Source organism: Burkholderia sp. BCC0419, from assembly GCF_902830285.1.
GTDB lineage: Bacteria > Pseudomonadota > Gammaproteobacteria > Burkholderiales > Burkholderiaceae > Burkholderia.
Window position 1 is genome coordinate 34,473 of the sequence record NZ_CADESR010000006.1, and the last position, 16,721, is coordinate 51,193.

20 protein-coding genes and 1 pseudogene are annotated in these 16,721 nt (G+C 66.2%); 6 read left to right on the forward strand and 15 right to left on the reverse strand.

Annotated elements, in window-relative coordinates; translation table 11 throughout:
- Positions 1–178 precede the first annotated feature (178 nt).
- From HWW87_RS25560 to HWW87_RS25575, 4 genes are all read right to left on the reverse strand, one after another.
- Entirely contained in the window at positions 179–631 is a 453-nt protein-coding gene (locus HWW87_RS25560; protein WP_175822630.1) for a DoxX family protein, read from the reverse strand.
- 1 nt (position 632) lies between these two features.
- Entirely contained in the window at positions 633–2,522 is a 1,890-nt protein-coding gene (locus tag HWW87_RS25565) for an amidohydrolase (RefSeq protein WP_175822631.1), read from the reverse strand.
- A gap of 19 nt (positions 2,523–2,541) precedes the next feature.
- Positions 2,542–2,709, reverse strand: a complete 168-nt coding sequence (locus HWW87_RS25570) for a DUF1427 family protein (RefSeq protein ID WP_175822632.1) — start codon at positions 2,707–2,709, stop codon at positions 2,542–2,544.
- 168 nt (positions 2,710–2,877) lie between these two features.
- Positions 2,878–3,564: a hydrolase gene (locus HWW87_RS25575; RefSeq protein ID WP_175822633.1), complete on the reverse strand. Its 687-nt coding sequence runs from the start codon at positions 3,562–3,564 to the stop codon at positions 2,878–2,880.
- Positions 3,565–3,870: 306 nt separating this feature from the next.
- Between HWW87_RS25575 and HWW87_RS25580 the strand changes: the two genes are divergently transcribed.
- Entirely contained in the window at positions 3,871–4,149 is a 279-nt protein-coding gene (locus tag HWW87_RS25580; protein ID WP_174432204.1) for a XapX domain-containing protein, read from the forward strand.
- A gap of 82 nt (positions 4,150–4,231) precedes the next feature.
- A pseudogene (locus tag HWW87_RS25585) lies at positions 4,232–4,810 on the forward strand (LysR substrate-binding domain-containing protein); the annotation flags it as partial.
- A gap of 99 nt (positions 4,811–4,909) precedes the next feature.
- Here HWW87_RS25585 and HWW87_RS25590 read toward each other — a convergent pair.
- From HWW87_RS25590 to HWW87_RS25600, 3 genes are all read right to left on the reverse strand, one after another.
- Positions 4,910–5,962 carry an RNA-guided endonuclease TnpB family protein gene (locus HWW87_RS25590; protein WP_175822841.1) on the reverse strand — a complete coding sequence of 351 codons (1,053 nt, stop codon included), beginning with the start codon at positions 5,960–5,962 and terminating at the stop codon, positions 4,910–4,912.
- Between the two features lie 165 nt (positions 5,963–6,127).
- Positions 6,128–6,865, reverse strand: a complete 738-nt coding sequence (locus HWW87_RS25595; RefSeq protein WP_175822634.1) for a YoaK family protein — start codon at positions 6,863–6,865, stop codon at positions 6,128–6,130.
- Positions 6,847–7,059 (reverse strand): DUF1427 family protein, encoded by a 213-nt coding sequence (locus HWW87_RS25600; protein WP_175822842.1) that lies wholly within the window; start codon positions 7,057–7,059, stop codon positions 6,847–6,849. Before HWW87_RS25600 ends, HWW87_RS25595 begins: the two co-directional genes overlap by 19 nt.
- 240 nt (positions 7,060–7,299) lie before the next feature.
- Here HWW87_RS25600 and HWW87_RS25605 point away from each other — a divergent pair, with 240 nt between their 5' ends.
- The 3 genes from HWW87_RS25605 (at position 7,300) to HWW87_RS25615 (ending at position 10,203) form a co-directional block, all read left to right on the forward strand.
- Entirely contained in the window at positions 7,300–8,019 is a 720-nt protein-coding gene (locus HWW87_RS25605; protein WP_175822635.1) for a TetR/AcrR family transcriptional regulator, read from the forward strand.
- 125 nt (positions 8,020–8,144) lie between these two features.
- Positions 8,145–9,020 carry an alpha/beta hydrolase gene (locus tag HWW87_RS25610; protein WP_175822636.1) on the forward strand — a complete coding sequence of 292 codons (876 nt, stop codon included), beginning with the start codon at positions 8,145–8,147 and terminating at the stop codon, positions 9,018–9,020.
- 40 nt (positions 9,021–9,060) lie between these two features.
- Positions 9,061–10,203 carry an FAD binding domain-containing protein gene (locus HWW87_RS25615; RefSeq protein ID WP_175822637.1) on the forward strand — a complete coding sequence of 381 codons (1,143 nt, stop codon included), beginning with the start codon at positions 9,061–9,063 and terminating at the stop codon, positions 10,201–10,203.
- On the opposite strand, the gene HWW87_RS25620 is transcribed toward HWW87_RS25615, so the two are convergent.
- The 6 genes from HWW87_RS25620 to HWW87_RS25645 all read right to left on the reverse strand — a co-directional run bounded on the left by HWW87_RS25620 (position 10,131) and on the right by HWW87_RS25645 (position 13,814).
- The gene (locus tag HWW87_RS25620; protein ID WP_175822638.1) at positions 10,131–10,400 is read right to left on the reverse strand and encodes a hypothetical protein; all 270 of its coding nucleotides are present in this window, start codon (positions 10,398–10,400) and stop codon (positions 10,131–10,133) included. The two genes, HWW87_RS25615 and HWW87_RS25620, sit on opposite strands and share 73 nt — an antisense overlap.
- The gene (locus HWW87_RS25625; RefSeq protein ID WP_175822639.1) at positions 10,397–10,675 is read right to left on the reverse strand and encodes a DUF4148 domain-containing protein; all 279 of its coding nucleotides are present in this window, start codon (positions 10,673–10,675) and stop codon (positions 10,397–10,399) included. The genes HWW87_RS25620 and HWW87_RS25625 overlap by 4 nt, the downstream gene beginning before the upstream one ends.
- 173 nt (positions 10,676–10,848) lie before the next feature.
- A complete protein-coding gene (locus HWW87_RS25630; RefSeq protein ID WP_175822640.1) occupies positions 10,849–11,598 on the reverse strand; it encodes an amino acid ABC transporter ATP-binding protein in 750 nt (249 codons plus the stop codon).
- A complete protein-coding gene (locus HWW87_RS25635) occupies positions 11,585–12,235 on the reverse strand; it encodes an amino acid ABC transporter permease (RefSeq protein WP_174432197.1) in 651 nt (216 codons plus the stop codon). Before HWW87_RS25635 ends, HWW87_RS25630 begins: the two co-directional genes overlap by 14 nt.
- Complete coding sequence (locus HWW87_RS25640) at positions 12,232–12,918, reverse strand: amino acid ABC transporter permease (protein WP_174432196.1); 687 nt, start codon at positions 12,916–12,918, stop codon at positions 12,232–12,234. The genes HWW87_RS25635 and HWW87_RS25640 overlap by 4 nt, the downstream gene beginning before the upstream one ends.
- A gap of 89 nt (positions 12,919–13,007) precedes the next feature.
- Positions 13,008–13,814, reverse strand: a complete 807-nt coding sequence (locus HWW87_RS25645) for a transporter substrate-binding domain-containing protein (protein ID WP_174391062.1) — start codon at positions 13,812–13,814, stop codon at positions 13,008–13,010.
- Positions 13,815–14,273: 459 nt separating this feature from the next.
- On the opposite strand from HWW87_RS25645, the gene ansP reads away from it, so the two are divergent.
- Positions 14,274–15,764 carry an L-asparagine permease gene (ansP, locus tag HWW87_RS25650; protein WP_175822641.1) on the forward strand — a complete coding sequence of 497 codons (1,491 nt, stop codon included), beginning with the start codon at positions 14,274–14,276 and terminating at the stop codon, positions 15,762–15,764.
- 67 nt (positions 15,765–15,831) lie between these two features.
- Here the strand turns inward: ansP and HWW87_RS25655 are convergent, their stop codons facing one another.
- Entirely contained in the window at positions 15,832–16,137 is a 306-nt protein-coding gene (locus HWW87_RS25655) for a DUF4148 domain-containing protein (RefSeq protein ID WP_175822642.1), read from the reverse strand.
- Positions 16,138–16,396: 259 nt separating this feature from the next.
- Positions 16,397–16,639: an AbrB/MazE/SpoVT family DNA-binding domain-containing protein gene (locus HWW87_RS25660; RefSeq protein WP_175822643.1), complete on the reverse strand. Its 243-nt coding sequence runs from the start codon at positions 16,637–16,639 to the stop codon at positions 16,397–16,399.
- Positions 16,640–16,721 lie beyond the last annotated feature (82 nt).

Genomic DNA, 16,721 nt, shown 5'->3' on the forward strand with positions numbered 1-16,721 from the left:
CGGCGCCGCGCGCGGATTCGGATTCAGCTGGATGCAGGCCGCTCATCCGGGCGGCCTGGACGACACGCGAGAAACACGCGCGCCGCGAGCGGCGGCGTGCGCAGCAACCGGACGGGCGCAGCTTCCCGCTCGTCGAGAGATGGAGCAGACTCGTCGTTTCAGCGCGGTCGTCGCAACGTCACCCAATTGCGGGAACGCTGCCAGCCTGGTTTCGCATATCGTTGAGCACGGTGACGAGGACGAGCCCACCGATTAGTCCCAGATGTTCGAAAAATGCGTTGAGGGCCATGAAGCGCGCAGTGCCCGTCATGTTCCAGAAGTCGGCGGCCACCAGCATCGCGACGAGTGTCAGCACACCGAGGCCACCTGCGCCGAGCCACGTGAAACGCCGGGACAACACGCACAGTGGCCCGCCGATCTCGACCACGATCGCCATCGCCGCCCATACCGACCCGGGGTGCAGGCCGAAGTGCGCCTGCTCCGCGGCGGCCGCATTGAAATCCAGCAGCTTGTACACGCCCGCGATCAGATACGCGGACACCAGGATCAGACGCGCGACCGGCAGCACCCATGGCTGCGACAGCAGCGCGCGGATCCACGCCGGGGAGTCGTAAGTCGTATGCGTCGCCATATCAGACTGCCCAGCACGAGCACCCGAACGCGCCCCAGAAGCCCTTCGCGTCAGCCGTCGGCAACGCGCTGCCCCATGCGCTCGCGTGCGCATGCTGGTGAACGTTGCATTCATTCGCGCAGCCGCACATCGCGGCGGCCGCCGCGCGTTGCAGCGGCGCGCCGTTGCGCTGCGTCGCGCCCCAGCCGCCATAGCCCCCGAACTCGCGCACCGGCGACCAGTCCGGCATCGCCGGCGGAATCGGCGCATCGTGCGACGCGAACGGCCCCGCGCCCCACACGATCTTGCCGTCGACCACCGTCAGCAACGCGGTCGTGCCGGCGATATCGTCCTCCGCGCACGCGAAGAAATCGCGATCCGGGACCACCAGGTCGGCAAGCTGCCCCACCGCGACGCGTCCTTTCTTGCCGTCCTCGTTCGAGAACCACGTCACGTACTCGGTCCACATCCGCAGCGCGGTTTCGCGATCGAGCAGGTTGCGCTGCGGATACATGCGCATGCCGCCGACCGTCTTGCCCGTCACGAGCCATGCAAGCGACACCCACGGGTTGTACGATGCGACGCGGGTCGCGTCGGTGCCGGCCGACACCTTGAGCCCCTTGGCGAGCATCTTCGCGACAGGCGGCGTCGCCTCGGCGGCTTGCGCGCCGTAGCGCTCGACGAAGTATTCGCCCTGGTACGCCATCCGGTGCTGCACCGCGATACCGCCGCCGAGCGCGGCGATTCGGTCCATCGATTTCTCGGTGATCGTTTCCGCGTGATCGAAGAACCAGTTCAGCCCTTCGAGCGGGATGTCTTCGTTGACCTTCTCGAATACGTCCAGCGCGCGGCTGATGGTTTCGTCATAGGTCGCGTGCATGCGCCACGGCCAACGGTTTTCCGCGAGCACGCGCACGACGCCTTCGAGATCGTCTTCCATCTGCGCGGGCAGGTCCGGACGCGCCACGCGGAAGTCTTCGAAGTCGGCCGCCGAGAACGCCAGCATCTCGCCGGCGCCGTTATTGCGGAAGTAGTCGGTTCCATCGTGGTACTTGACGCTCTTCGTCCAGTTCACGAAGTCTTCCTTCTCCGCGTTCGGCTTCTGCGTGAACAGGTTGTACGCGATCCGGATCGTCATCTCGCCCGCGTCGTGCAGCTTGCGGATCACTTCGTAATCGTCCGGATAATTCTGCGAACCGCCGCCCGCGTCGATCACGCCCGTCACGCCCAGCCGGTTCAGCTCGCGCATGAAATGGCGCGTCGAGTTGTACTGATACTCGAACGGCAGCTTCGGCCCCTTCGCGAGCGTCGCGTAGAGGATCGTCGCGTTCGGGTTCGCAAGCAGCAGGCCGGTCGGGTTGCCTGCGGCATCGCGCAGGATCGTGCCGCCCGGCGGCTCCGGCGTGTCCTTCGTATAGCCGACGACACGCAGCGCCGCCGCATTCAGCAACGCGCGATCGTACAGGTGCAGGATGAACACCGGCGTATCGGGCGCGACTGCATTGAGTTCGGCGATCGTCGGCAGCCGTTTCTCCACGAACTGATGTTCGGTGAAGCCGCCGACCACGCGCACCCACTGTGGCGCCGGCGTGATCGCGACCTGCTGCTTGAGCATCTCCATCGCGAGCGCAAGCGACGGCACGCCGTCCCAGCGCAGTTCCATGTTGTAGTTCAGTCCGCCACGAATCACGTGGCAGTGGTTGTCGATCAGACCCGGCAGCACGCCGCGGCCGCCGAGATCGACCACCTTTGTCGCGCGGCCCGCGAGCGGCATCACGTCCGCTTCGCTGCCGACGGCGACGAAGCGCCCGGCGGCAATCGCGACGGCCGTCGCGACGGGGTTCGCGCGGTCGAGCGTCGTGAATCGTCCGTTATGCAGGATCAGATCCGGTTGGGTCACGGTTGCGGTCATATGCATCACCTCTTGTTGATCAGAAGCCAAAGAGTTGTTTGACGGTGGGTAAGGCTTGCACGCCGATCAGCATGCCGAGCAACCCGACCAGCGCAATCAGCGGCGGTGCGGGAGAGCGAACCTTGATGACGCTGTAAATCACACCGATCAGCACGCCCGCACCAAGGGAAACCAGATAAGGTTCCATGCAATAAATCTCCCGGACAATTTCAAATGCAGGGGCAGTGTTCCGGCCAGCATGCCGCGGGCGGCATTCGTGTTTCGGTCACGTCCGCCGCCCGCGGCAATGGCGCCAATGCGGCGCGTTCGCATCGAACCCGCCGCGCCGGCATCAGCCGTTACAGGCCGTCTGCGCTTACTTCGCCGGAACGGCCGGAATCGACTCGTGCGGCGTCGCGGTGCGCTGCGGTGCCTTGTGGAGCATCGTGTACGCGTAGTCCACGCCCATCCCGTATGCGCCCGAATGCTCCTTCGCGATCGCCATCACCGCGTCGTACGTCTCGCGGTGCGCCCAGTCGCGCTGCCATTCGAGCAGGACCTGCTGCCACGTGACCGGCACCACGCCGGCCTGCACCATGCGCTGCATCGCGAAGTCGTGCGCAGCCTGGGTCGTGCCGCCCGATGCGTCGGCGACCATGTAGATCTCGTAGTCGCCTTCCAGCATCGCGCACAGCGCGAACGTCGTGTTGCAGACTTCGGTCCACAGGCCCGCCACGACCACCTTCTTGCGGCCGTTCGCGGCCAGCGCGTCGCGCACCTTCTGGTCGTCCCACGAGTTCATCGACGTGCGTTCGAGCGTCTTCTGGTTCGGGAACACGTCGAGCAGTTCGGGATAGGTGTGGCCCGAGAAGCTCTCGCTTTCGACCGTCGTGATCGTGGTGGGGATGTTGAAGACCTTCGCGGCCTTCGCGAGCCCGACGACGTTGTTCTTCAGCGTCTGGCGATCGATCGACTGCACACCGAACGCCATCTGCGGCTGCTGGTCGATGAAGATCAGCTGGCTGTTGTGCGGAGTAAGTACTTCAAGCTTCGGATTGCTCATGATGGTGATGTCCTTTGACGCGGAGAAAAATGAGGCTCGCCTGGCCGACGAATCCGCGAGGCGTCCAATGCGCTGTGTCGGATGCGTCGACAGTCGGCCTGCATCATTCAATACGCGAACTTGCGACCGCACCAATTAATTGTTCTGATTCTCACCACCGTCGAAATTCAGGCTGAAAAGATCTGAATTTCATTGAATGCGCTAACGACGAACACGCAGACCTGATAGGCTGGCCCAAGACTTTCGGATCGACGCCAGCCCGGTATTTATCCGTATTTTTAACGGCCGTCATTCCATTCCACATCTATGAAACCGTACATTGCTTCGCTTCTCGCCGGCATCCTCGCCGGCGTCGTTTACGCGCTGATCGGCGTGCAATCGCCGGCGCCGCCCGCCGTCGCCCTGGCCGGCCTGCTTGGCATTCTGGCCGGCGAACAGATTCTTCCCGTGGTGCGCCGGATGTTCGACGGCATCCGACTGGGAACCGCGTGGCGCGACGCGAAGTGCAGCCAGCACATGTTCGGCGCGCTGCCCGGCGCACACGCCGACGCTGCCGTGAAGCGCCGCGAATCGACACCGACGTGACAGGCAGATGTCGAGCGAATGCGGCGGCGGCCCGACCGTCGGCGCGCATGCGTGCGTGTCTCGGCACGTCGGATGACGGTCATACGTCCACGCGTTCTACGAACTTGAAATGGACACGCGACTGCGACTCTCCACCGACGTGCTCGGCGGCACCTGGGATGCGCTGATTTCGCGGCGGGCCGATCTGATCGTCGGCGCGGCCGGCGAGCCGCCGGAACTGCCGGACATCGTGGCGCAGCCCATTGGCATGCTCCGGCACGTGTTCGCGGTCGCCCCTACCCATCCGCTCGCTGCGCTGCCCGAACCGCTGTCGATGGCGTCGATCGTCGAGTATCGCGGCGCGGTGATCTCCGACACGTCCCGTGAACTTCCGCCGCAGTCGGTCGCGGTTGACGCTGGCCAACCGTATCTCGCGGTGCCGACGCTCGCTGCGAAACTGGCCGCGCAATACGAAGGACTCGCGGTGGGTACGCTCCCGGACTGCATCGCGGCGCCCGCGATCGCGCAAGGCAGGCTTGTCGCGCGGGAAGTCGCCGGCATGCGCGACACGACCCATTGCTATATCGCGTGGCGTGCCGACGAAGCCGGGCGCGCATTACGCTGGTGGGTCGAACAGCTCGGTCACCACGACCTCGTCGACCGGTTCACCGCGCTCGTGTGACGCTGCTCTTTCTGCGAACGGTCGAGCGGTCTCGCGCTTACCGACCTGCATCAAGCCGTTCTCGAAATCGGCGTTGAAGGAATTGACGTCCTCCTCTCCCTAAAGGGAGAGGATTCCCACACCTGGCGATGCACGTCCGCATCGGAGAATGTTCAACGCAGCGTTGGTATCTCGATCATGCTCGACACCACAGTCACTGCAGGCCCACTCTCTTACTCGCAGTCCCGCGATACCTTTCGGCCGCGTCGTGCTGTCTTTCGACCCGCACGACGAACAGGACTGGGTGGAACCCCTTTCGTCGACTTCCTCGAACGTGGCTCCGTGCGCGATCGCTTTGTAGCGGAGCTTGTTTCGGAAGGACGACCAGGATGCGTCGTAGACGCTCTTCGCCATTCTGGTTCTGGCGAGCTTCGCGGCCGACACGTTGCCGACCGCGATGTAATCGAAACGCCGCACCAGATCGAGCGCGAGCTTGTGTTGGAAATCGGCACGGACATTCGCGACCTTCGCGTGCAGCTTCGCGATATGCCGCTTGTGCTTTCGCGCCCGTTGCGCTTTCGCCAGCTTTTCCGCCGCTCGTCGACCGAACTGGTCATTGGGCAGCTTCTCGCCGGTCGAAAGTGTGGCGAAGTCTTTCAGGCCGAGATCGATGCCGACGCCGGAACGGACCGAGCGAGCCTGAACATCCGGCATCTCTATCACGATGTTGAGAAACCAGTTGCCGCGTGCATCCTGCGCAAAGTTGGTGCCGTCCTTGATCTTGCCTTCGGGAAGCGATCGGCTGTTGAACACGCGAGACGTGTTGCCGGCGAAACGAAACGCGTCACCCTCGCGCTTCAGGTCACGGCCCTTCAGCGGCACCCAGCCCAGCGATTTCCTGCCGCGATAGCGCAGGTAGGGCCGACGGTGCTGACTGCGCGACTTCGCATATTGCTCGCACGTCGCGTTGATCGTGCCGGAGTGGATGCCAAGCGCCTTGCTGCTCCCTGTCGTCAACACGTTCAGATCGAATCCCGTCGGCCACTTCCTGCCCCACTTGAGCGCGTGCTTCTGCGTGTCGTTGCAGAAGTTCCAGACGTAGTTCACCGCGCGGCCCTGCTTGTTAAGCAGTCCGTTGAGCGATTTCACCCGGTAGCGGTAGACAAGGATCATGCAGGCGATCCTAACCCGTGGAAGAAGCTGCCTGTCAACTGCACTCCTTTCCTTCCCGCCATCAATGGCGGGGTCTCTCGGAGAAAATTCTGATGAAGAAACGCGGGGCGGCTTCGCCGCCGCCCCGGTCGCGCGCGCAGCCGACGCCACGCGGGGAATCGGCGTTCAGCGCGACGCGGAAGGCTCGCCGGTCCGGCCGGATCGCCAGGTGAGGAAACCGAGCGCCGCGAGCGGCAGCGCCAGTGCCCAGAACCCGGCGTACAGGTAGGCGCTCGCCCCGGCGCCCGCGCCGAGCGCGAAACCGACAACCGGCGGCAGCGTGCGTCGCAGCCGCGCGCGTGCGGCTTCCCGTTCGGCCGGCGCGGCGATCGGCACGAGCCAGTCGAATGCATCGATGACCGCCTGCGTGACGTTGCCGGTCATCACGGTGTTCGCGACGACGGTGCGCGCGGTCAGCCGGCCGTGCGCGTTCTGCACGCCCATTGCTGCCGCACCCAGCAGCCCGCAGACGATCGTCGCGGGCGCATCGGCGTTGCCGATCGGCGACGCCGCGACGCCCGCGAGCATGAATCCGGCCAGCAGGATCGTCTGCAGCGCGTACAGCGAGCGCGCCCGCGGACCATGCCCGCGCACGCGCATCCGGTGATCGAGCAGGCGGGCGGCCACGATTCCCGCGATGAATGCCGGAAACGCGAGCCACTTGATCATGAGGCCCTGGCCGACACCGGCGAGGCCCGAGCCGATCAGGATGAAGTTGCCGGTGACGTGCGCGGTAAAGAGCCCGAACAGCGCGACGAAGCCGAGCGTGTCGACGTAGCCGGCGATCGATGCGAGGAACACATCCTCGCCGCGCAGGTGATCGGGGGCCGCCGCGCCCGCTGCCGTTACTTGCGCGGGCTGCATGTCGTGGCTTCCGCGGTTGTGTCGGCGGTGTCCGCATCGTGGAACTGCGCGGCGCGCGGGACCGCCTGCTCGTCGGCGACGATGCCGAGCAGGCGCGCGAGCGCGATCAGCGGCGCGGCGGGCGATTGCACGCGCCCGAGGGGGTGCAGGAAGCCGACTGCGATGCTGGCTCCCGGCGAGATCAGATGAGGCATGGTCCGTTCCGGTTGCGCCGCCGGCCGGGACGACAGGATGGCGCCCGGCCCGTGCGGCGGTTCTGAAGCAAGACTAGGGAACGCCGGCCCGAAAGTCATGGCGGCAAGCTGAATTTTTCTGAAAGCGCCGAACGGCGCACGACTCGGCACGGCGCCCACCTGCATGGCCGGCCGCGCCGGGGCGCGCGTTGCCATCTTTCGATCGACAAGGGCAGAATGGCCGCATTCAGGAGCCGATGCATGACCGAAGCCAAGCGCAATGCCGCGCCCCGCACGCGCGGGACGACCGTGGACGCCACCGCCAGCCCATCGGGCCGCCGCCTCACGCCGGAAGCACGCGAGCGCCAGATCGTCGAAAAGGCGGTCGAGCACTTCGCGACGCATGGGTTTTCCGGCAGCACGCGCGAGCTCGCGCGACAGATCGGCGTCACGCAACCCCTGCTCTACCGGTATTTTCCGAGCAAGGAGGCGCTGATCGATCGCGTGTACGACGAGGTCTACACGTGGAATCCCGACTGGGAAAAACTGATCGCCGATCGCGCGATCCCGCTGCAGCAACGGCTCGTCATGTTCTACCGCTCGTATGCGCAGACGATCCTGCGGCGCGAGTGGATCCGCACGTTCATCTTCGCGGGGCTCAGCCGCGAAGGCTTCAATACGCGCTACCTGTCGCGGCTGCGCGAACGCGTGTTCCTGCCGGTGCTGCGCGAGCTGCGGCATGAATACGATATCGCGACACCGGCGTCCGACGCGCAGCGCAACGCGGAAATCGAACTGGTGTGGAGTTTGCACGCGAGCATCTTCTATCTCGGCGTGCGCAAGTGGGTATACGGGCTGCCGGTGCCCGACGATCTCGACGCGGAAATCGAACGGCAGATCGATGCGTTCCTCAACGGCACGCCGGCCGCGCTGAAGCGTGTCGCGTCCGGTGCATCAGCGAAGCGCCCGCGCCGCAGGTGATGCAGCGGCGCCGCGCTCGGGCCGATTCAGAACGATTCAGCCGCGACGCTCGTTTCGTGGCCTATGCTCGGACAGCATCGGACGCGTGCCGTCTCGCGCACCGCCCGCAGAACCGGGATCCCCACATGACGACCGACACGCTTGCCCTCACCCATCACACCGTTACGGCGAACGGTATCCGCCAGCACCTCATCGATGCCGGCGCGGGGCCCGTCGTCGTGCTGCTGCACGGCTTCCCCGAAACCAGCTTCGCATGGCGCTTCCAGATTCCGGCGCTCGCGCGGCACTACCGCGTGATCGTGCCCGACCTGCGCGGCTACGGCGAAACCGACAAGCCCGCGGCCGGCTACGACAAGCGCAACATGGCGCGCGATCTCGCCGCGCTGCTCGACGCGCTCGGCATCGAGCGCATCGCGCTCGTCGGGCACGATCGCGGCGCACGCGTCGCGACGCGTTTCACGAAGGACTTCCCCGAACGCGTCGAGCGGCTCGTCGTGATGGACAACGTGCCGACCCGCATCGTCGCGCAGAACATGACCGCGCAAACCGCGCGCGCGTACTGGTTCTTCCTGTTCCACCAGGTGCCCGACCTGCCGGAGGCGCTGATCGCCGGCAAGGAAGCCGAATGGCTCAGCTATTTTTTCGCCGACTGGTGCTACAACCCGCACGCGATCTCGGGCGACGCGTTCGACACGTACGTGCGTGCGTATCGGCGGCCGGGGGCCGTGCGCGGCGCGCTGGCCGACTATCGCGCGAACGCGGAAGACGTGCAGCAGGACCTCGTCGATGCGGACGTCAGGATCGCGTGCCCGACCATGGCGATCTGGGGCGAGGATTTCTACGCGGTCGGCAAGATGTTCGACATGAAGGCCATATGGGAAGGCATGGCGGCGAACCTGCGTGCCGAGCCGATCGCGCAGTGCGGGCATCTGCCGCACGAGGAGCAGCCCGAGCGCGTGAACGCGCTGCTGCTCGATTTCCTGCGCGGCTGGGCCGGCTGACGCAACGCCCGCTGCACGCCGATCATCGGGAGAACGTCTGATGGAACACGGATCGGGCCGCAAGGCCGTCATCGCCGGCGGATCGGTCGGCGGGCTGTTCGCGGCGACCGCGCTGCGCGCGGTCGGCTGGGACGTCCGCGTATTCGAGCAATCGCCGCACGAACTCGACAGCCGCGGCGGCGGCATCGTGCTGCAGCCGCCGATCGAGCGCGCGTTCGCGTTCGGCGGCGTTGCGCTGCCGCGCGAAGCAGGCGTCGATTCGATCGACCGGATCTACGTCGATGCGCAGGACCGCATCGTGCAACGCTTCGCAATGCCGCAAACGCAGACCGCGTGGAACGTGATCTACACGGCGCTCAAGCGTGCGCTGCCGGCCGGGATCATCCACGCCGGCGACGCGTTCGAGCGGTTCGAGCAGGACGGCGAGCGGATCGTCGCGCACTTCGCGAGCGGCCGCGCCGAGACGGCCGACCTGCTGATCGGCGCGGACGGCGGCCGCTCGACCGTGCGCGCGCAGTTGCTGCCGGACGTGCGGCCGACGTATGCGGGCTATGTCGCGTGGCGCGGGCTCGTCGACGAACGCGCGCTGCCCGAGCAGGTGCTGGTTCTGCTGCGCGAACGCTTCACGTTCCAGCAAGGCGACCGGCACCTGTTCCTGACGTATCTGGTGCCCGGCGCCGACGGCGCGATCGAACCGGGCAAACGGCGCGTGAACTGGGTGTGGTACCGGCGTCTGGCGTCCGACCGGCTGCCGTCGCTGTTCGTTGCGCGCGACGGCACGCAGCGCGACGGGTCGCTGCCGCCCGGCGCGATGCGCGACGACAACCGCGCAGAGCTCGTCGACGCCGCCGACCGGATGCTCGCGCCGACGCTCGCCGCGCTGGTCGATGCGACACCCGCGCCGTTCGCACAGGCGATCGTCGATCTCGCAGCCGAGCGGATGGCTTTCGGCCGCGCGGTGCTGCTCGGCGACGCCGCCTGCATCGCGCGCCCGCACACGGCGGCGGGCGTCGCGAAGGCCGCGGACAACGCGGTCGATCTCGCCGAAGCATTGCGCGACGTCACACGCGGCGCCGCGTTCGACGCCGCGCTGGCAGGCTGGGACGCCCGTCAGCGCGCGGCTAGCGCGCTGCTGTCCGCGCGCGGGATCGCGCTCGGCGCACGGCTGATGGGCGCGGCGTGACGGTTCGCCGGTCGGATGTCGACTGCCGCGCGGTGCGGATCGAACCCGGGATCCAGCGCACGCAGCACGCTCGCGCGCCCGCCGTCGTCGTCGGGCAGTTGCGGCTGCCCGCGCGCGAAAGCCGGCACCGCGGCCGCCGCAAGCCATGCGGCGATCGCCAGCCCCGTCACGCGTGTCGATACGGCGCCCCGCTTCATTGCGCGCTCGCCGTCGATACGGCGGCCGACGTCGCGGCCATTGCCGTGTGCCGGTCGCCATGCGCGATCGCATACAGTTCGCGATTGCGCGCGATCGTCTGCGTGCTCGGCGGATAGTCCCAATTCGACGTCGGCAGCGTGCCGTCACGCTCCGCCTGAATCAGGTCGGCGCGCACGTCGGCGCGCGTGACCGTATGGTCGGCGGTTTGCGCAAATGCGACGATCGGTGCGCTCAGCGCACAGGACAGCAGGACTGCACGAATCAGGTCGTTCATGATGTTCACCTCTCGAGATGGCGTGTTCGCGTCCGCAGATCAGGCCGGACATCCGCTCCGCATCGATGCGATGAGGAGTGGTATCCATTCTGCGATTCACGCGCTTTCCGGAAGGTGAGGCTTTGATTACGGTCTTGTCATCTGATCGCGGGCCGGCCGCACGGCAGTGTCAGTCAGCGCGGAACGGTTTCCGTGTTCCGGACGCTGCCCAGAAACCGCGTCAACTCCACCGTCTGCGGCCGCTCGAAGATCTCGTCGGCCGTCCCGCTCTCCCACACGCGCCCCTGGTGCATGAACACGATCCTGTCGCTCACCGCCCGCGCGAAGTTCATCTCGTGGGTCACCATGATCAGCGTCATGTCCTCGCGCGCGAGTTGCTCGATGACGCCCAGCACCTCGCCGACGAGCTCGGGATCGAGCGCGGACGTGATCTCGTCGCACAGCAGCACGCTCGGCTTCATCGCGAGCGCACGCGCGATCGCGACGCGCTGCTGCTGGCCGCCCGACAGGTGTTCCGGAAACGCGTCGAACTTGTCGCCGAGGCCGACGCGCTCGAGCATCAGTTCCGCGATCGCGCGCGCCTGCTGGCGGTGCGACTTCTTCACCACCGACTGCGCGAGCATCACGTTCTGCCCGGCGCTCAGGTGCGGAAACAGGTTGTATTGCTGGAACACCATGCCAACCTTCAGCCGCAGCGCACGCAGGTCCGCGTGCCGTGCATCGACGCGTTCGCCGTCGACCGAAATCGTGCCCGCGTCGATACTCTCGAGCCCGTTGAGCGTGCGCAGCAGCGTGCTCTTGCCCGAGCCGCTGCGGCCGATGATCGAGACGACCTGCCCGCGCTCGACGGACAGGTCGATGCCCTTGAGCACATGATGGGTGCCGAAGTTCTTTTCGAGACCCCGGGTTTCAACGAGCGGCATGCCATCTCCTTTGCAACGTGCGCGCATAACGGGTAAGCGGATAGCAGAGCGCGAAATAGATCAGCGCGACGAGGCCATACACGACGAACGGCCGGAACGTCGCGTTCGAGATCGCGATGCCGACCTTCGTCAGCTCGGTGAAGCCGATGATCGACACCAGCGCCGTATCCTTCACGGCCTGCACGCCGAAGCCGACCGTCGGCGCGATCGCGATGCGCGCGGCCTGCGGCAGAATCACGTGACGCAACTGCTCGACGTAACTCATCGCCAGGCTCGCCGACGCCTCCCATTGCCCTTTCGGCACCGCCTCGACGCAGCCGCGCCAGATCTCGGCCAGATACGCGCTGGTGAAGAACGTGAGCCCCGCCGTGGCCGCGACCCACGGCGGAACGTCGAGCCCGACGAGCGGCAGGCCGAAGAACACGATGAACAGCTGCATCAGCAACGGCGTGCCCTGAAACACCTCGATATAGAGCTTCGCGACGCCGCGCAGCAGCGTCGAACCCGACACGCGCATCACGAGCAGCCCGAGGCCGACGAGGCCGCCGGACACGAACGACACGATCGACAGCACGATCGTCCAGCGCGCGGCCAGCAGCAGGTTCGCGAGAATCTGCCCGAACGTGAAATCGGTCATCGCGCACCTCGCACGCGGCGGGAGAACAGGCGGCGGCCCATCGCGCCGAGCGTGGCGCGCAGCAGCAGCGCCATCGCCAGATACGCGAGCGTGATCACGAAGTACGTCTCGAATGCGCGGAAGTTGCGCGACTGGATGTAGCTGGCCGCATAGGTCAGGTCGGCCACCGAGATCTGCGACACGACCGCCGAACCGAGCATCGTGATCACGATCTGGCTCGACAGCGCGGGAAACACCTTGGCGAGCGCCTGCGGCAGCACGACGTGGCGCAGCATCTGCGCGCGCGACATCGCCAGCGCGGACGCTGCCTCCAGATGCCCTTTCGGCACGGCGGCCACGCCCGCGCGCACGATCTCGACCGAGTACGCGCCGAGATTGAGCGTCATCGCAAGGATCGCGGCCGTGTATTCGTCGATGTGCACGCCGAGTGCCGGCAAGCCGAAGAAGATGAAGAACAGCTGGACGACGAACGGCGTATTGCGGATCGCCTCGACGTACGCGCCGATCAGCGGGCGCAATCGCACGGCCGCGCGCGCGTCGGCGCTGTACGCGGCCGCGCCGAGCACGCCGACCGCCACGCCGAGCACGGTCGCGACCGCGGTCAGCGCGAGCGTGATCGCCGCGCCGCTCGCGAACACGCCGGCGTACTCGGCGAGTTCGCCGAATTGAAGCTGGTAGCTCATGGGGAGGGGGTCAATTCGGGTTCGGACAACGACACGCGCCGCGCCGGCCATGCCGACCGCGGCGCCGTGTCAGGCGACACGGCGATTCGTCACAGTCCGGCCGGCAACGGCTGGCCGAGCCACTTCCGCGACATCTCGCCCAGCGTGCCGTCCTGCTTCGCATGCGCGATCGCATCGTCGATCTTTGCGAGCAGGCGCGGTTCGTTCTTGTTGACGCCGACGAAGCACGGCGAATTCTTGATCACGAACTTGACCTCGGGGCGGCGCGGCGGATTCTTCGCGAGAATCGCCGCCGCGACGATGTTGCCGGCCGCGATCAGTTGGACTTGCCCCGACAGGAACGCCTGGATCGTCGCGTTGTTGTCCTCGAAGCGCTTGATCGTCGCGCCCGGCGCGAGCTGCGACAGCGCGATCTCCTCGAGCGCGCCGCGCGTGGCGCCGACCGTCTTGCCGGACAGGTCGGCAGGCGCGCTCACCTTCACGTCGGACGGCCCGAACACGCCCTGGAAATACGGGGCGTACGCACTCGAGAAATCGATGACCTTCTCGCGCTCCGGGGTCTTGCCGAGCGACGAGATCACCATGTCGACCTTGTTGGTCGTCAGGTACGGAATCCGGTTCGCACTGTTCACGGGCACCAGCTTCAGCTTGACGCCGAGCGCCTTGGCGAGGAGTCCTGCCATGTCGATGTCGTAGCCCTGCGGCTGCATGTCCGTGCCGACCGAACCGAACGGCGGATAGTCCTCGGGCACCGCGACGCGCAGCGCGCCGTTTTTCGCGATGGTGTCGAGCGCGTCGGCATGGGCCGGCGCGGCGGCGAACAGCGCCATCACGGGCGCGGCGAGCAGCGCAGCCAGCCAGGTGCGTCGGGGGAACGGTCGGGTCGTCGGGCTCACGGTGAATCTTCCTTGTCTGGTATGTCGTCGGGCAGCGCGCAACCGTTGCGCGGCCAACACCACTCCAGCAAAAACCGGGCCATTGCCGTGAAACGCCTGCCGCACCGGCATGAGGCGGAAATTTTGGTGAACTGGATTCCTCATTTCGGTGCATGAGCCGGCACCGTCGGTAACGGTTGCCCCCGCAGAGCGCGCCGGCGCACCAAATTACCTATCTGGTTCACCCGTCGCCGAGGCCCTATGCACGGATTCGAACAGGCTCAGTCCAAATTTGCATTCTGTTTGTGACGGGAATTACGGCTGAATACGTTCGCGACGTACCGTGCCGTTCGCCACGCCCGGCGAATCGCAAGCAGGAGGCGCGCGCTCGATTCCGCGCGCGGCTCCTCCGGTACCGGTGGTCCCGATCGTCCCGCGATCGGGATGATTCCAATCCCATCCGTGCGCGAGGATACCGTCATGGCATCGATTCCCGAACCGTCGACAACCGGCGAAACCGACAAACGCAGCTGGCTCGAATCGCACGAAGCCGGCTATCACAAGACCCTCGGCAATCGACAGGTGCAGATGATCGCGATTGGCGGGGCCATCGGCACCGGGCTGTTTCTCGGGGCCGGCGCCCGGCTGCAGGCCGCCGGCCCGGCGCTCGCGATCGTCTATCTGGTGTGCGGCGCGTTTTCGTTCCTGATCCTGCGCGCGCTCGGCGAGCTCGTGATGCATCGCCCCAGCAGCGGCAGCTTCGTGTCGTACGCGCGCGAATTCCTCGGCGAGAAGGCGTCGTTCGTCGCCGGCTGGATGTACTTCCTGAACTGGGCGATGACCGGCATCGTCGACATCACCGCCGTCGCGCTCTACATGCATTACTGGGCGCCGTTCGCGGCCGTGCCGCAGTGGATCTTCGCGCTCGTCGCGCTCTGCATCGTCGCGACGATGAACCTGATCGGCGTGAAGTGGTTCGCCGAGATGGAGTTCTGGTTCGCGCTGATCAAGGTCGCCGCGATCGTGCTGTTTCTCGTGATCGGTGCGGCGATCCTCGGCACGGGCATGCCGGTCGCCGGCCATGGCACCGGCATGCATCTGATCACCGACAACGGCGGGTTCTTTCCGCACGGACTGATGCCGGCGCTGGTGCTGGTGCAGGGCGTGGTGTTCGCGTTCGCGGGCGTCGAACTGGTGGGCACGGCCGCCGGCGAATGCAAGGATGCGCGCAAGGTGCTGCCGCGCGCGATCAACAACGTGATCTGGCGCATCGCGATTTTCTACGTCGCGTCGGTCGTTCTGCTGGTCTGCCTGCTGCCGTGGAGTGCGTACAAGGCGGGCCAGAGCCCGTTCGTCACGTTCTTCGGCGCGCTCGGCGTGCCGGGCATCGGCTCGGTGATGAACCTGGTGGTGCTGACGGCCGCGCTGTCGAGCCTCAATTCCGGCCTGTATTCGACCGGGCGCGTGTTGCGTTCGCTGTCGATGGGCGGCTCGGCCCCCGCTTTCCTCGCGCGGATGAGCGGGCAATCCGTCCCGTACGCGGGCATTCTGGTGACCGTCGCGATCTATGTGGTCGGCGTACTGCTCAACTATCTCGTGCCGTCGAGCGTGTTCGAGATCGTGCTGAACATCGCGTCGCTCGGCATCATCAGCACCTGGGGCTTCATCGTCGTGTGCCAGATGAAGTTCCGCGCGGCGGTCAGGCGCGGCGAGGTGGACGACGTGTCGTTCCGGATGCCGGGCGCGCCCGTGACGTCGTGGCTCACGCTGCTGTTCCTGCTCGGCGTGCTGGTGCTGATGGCATTCGACTACCCGAACGGGACGTGGACGATTGCATCGATCCCGCTGGTCGCGCTGCTGCTCGTGGCCGGCTGGAAGTGGCTGAGCCGTCGCGCGCGCCGCACGTTGCTCAAGCCGACGATTCCGTCGGTCACCCTCACGCAGAACGTGCTCGAGAAGGGTGAGCACTGACGCACGGCGGCATGCGCGCCGTTGAGCGCTCCGCCGCCGGGCCACCGGCGGCGGTCGGCAACCGCATTCAGTGATGCTCGTACAACGGCTGCGGGTCGAGCGATGCGAGCGATGACGTAGCCGTCTTTGCAGCGTCGGTCGGCCGTGCGGCGGCCGATTGCGCTTGCTGCGCGGCGACCTTCGCCTCGGCGGCCTGGATGTCCTCGGGATAGTACGGATCGGTGCCGACCGGCCGATAACCGGCCTGTTCGACCCTGACGAGATCGGCGCGCACGTCGGCGCGTGAGACCGTATGGTCGGTGGTTTGCGCAAATGCGACGATCGGTGCGCTCAGCGCACAGGAAAGCAGGACTGCACGAATCAGGTTGTTCATGATGTTCACCTCTCAAAGATGGCATATTCGCGTCCGCAGATCAGGCCGGACATCCGCTCCCCATCGATGTGATGAAGAGTTGGATTCATTCTGCGATTCGCGCGCTTTCCTGAAGGTGAGGCTTCGATTACGGTTTTGTTATCTGATCGCCCGCGCCTGTCGTGGGTGGGCGACTCCGGTTCGCCGGACACGGCGCGGGCCCGCAACGCGGTCCGTATGCCGGTTGATCGTCGAGTTCATGCGGAATCCAGTCCGATCATCACGCGGACGCTCCCTGTTCGGCGATGGCCCGACTCATGTCCTCGATTGACACCGGCTTCTTGGGCTTCTTCACGACGCCCTTCAGCGATGCGAGCGAGTGCGTGGCCGGGTAGATCTCATACCGGCCCGTTACCTCGTTGAAGCTGAATTCGATCCGGTCTCCCGACTCCAGGCCAAGTTGTTTGCGTACGTCCGTCGGGATCGTGACCCGGCCCTTTGAAGTGATAGTGGCTGCTGTCATTGGGACACCTCCAATATTCCTTGCTTTATGGTAAGGCATATGAAAAAGCAAGGGTGGGCCGCCGGCGACCAAACGCCGCCGA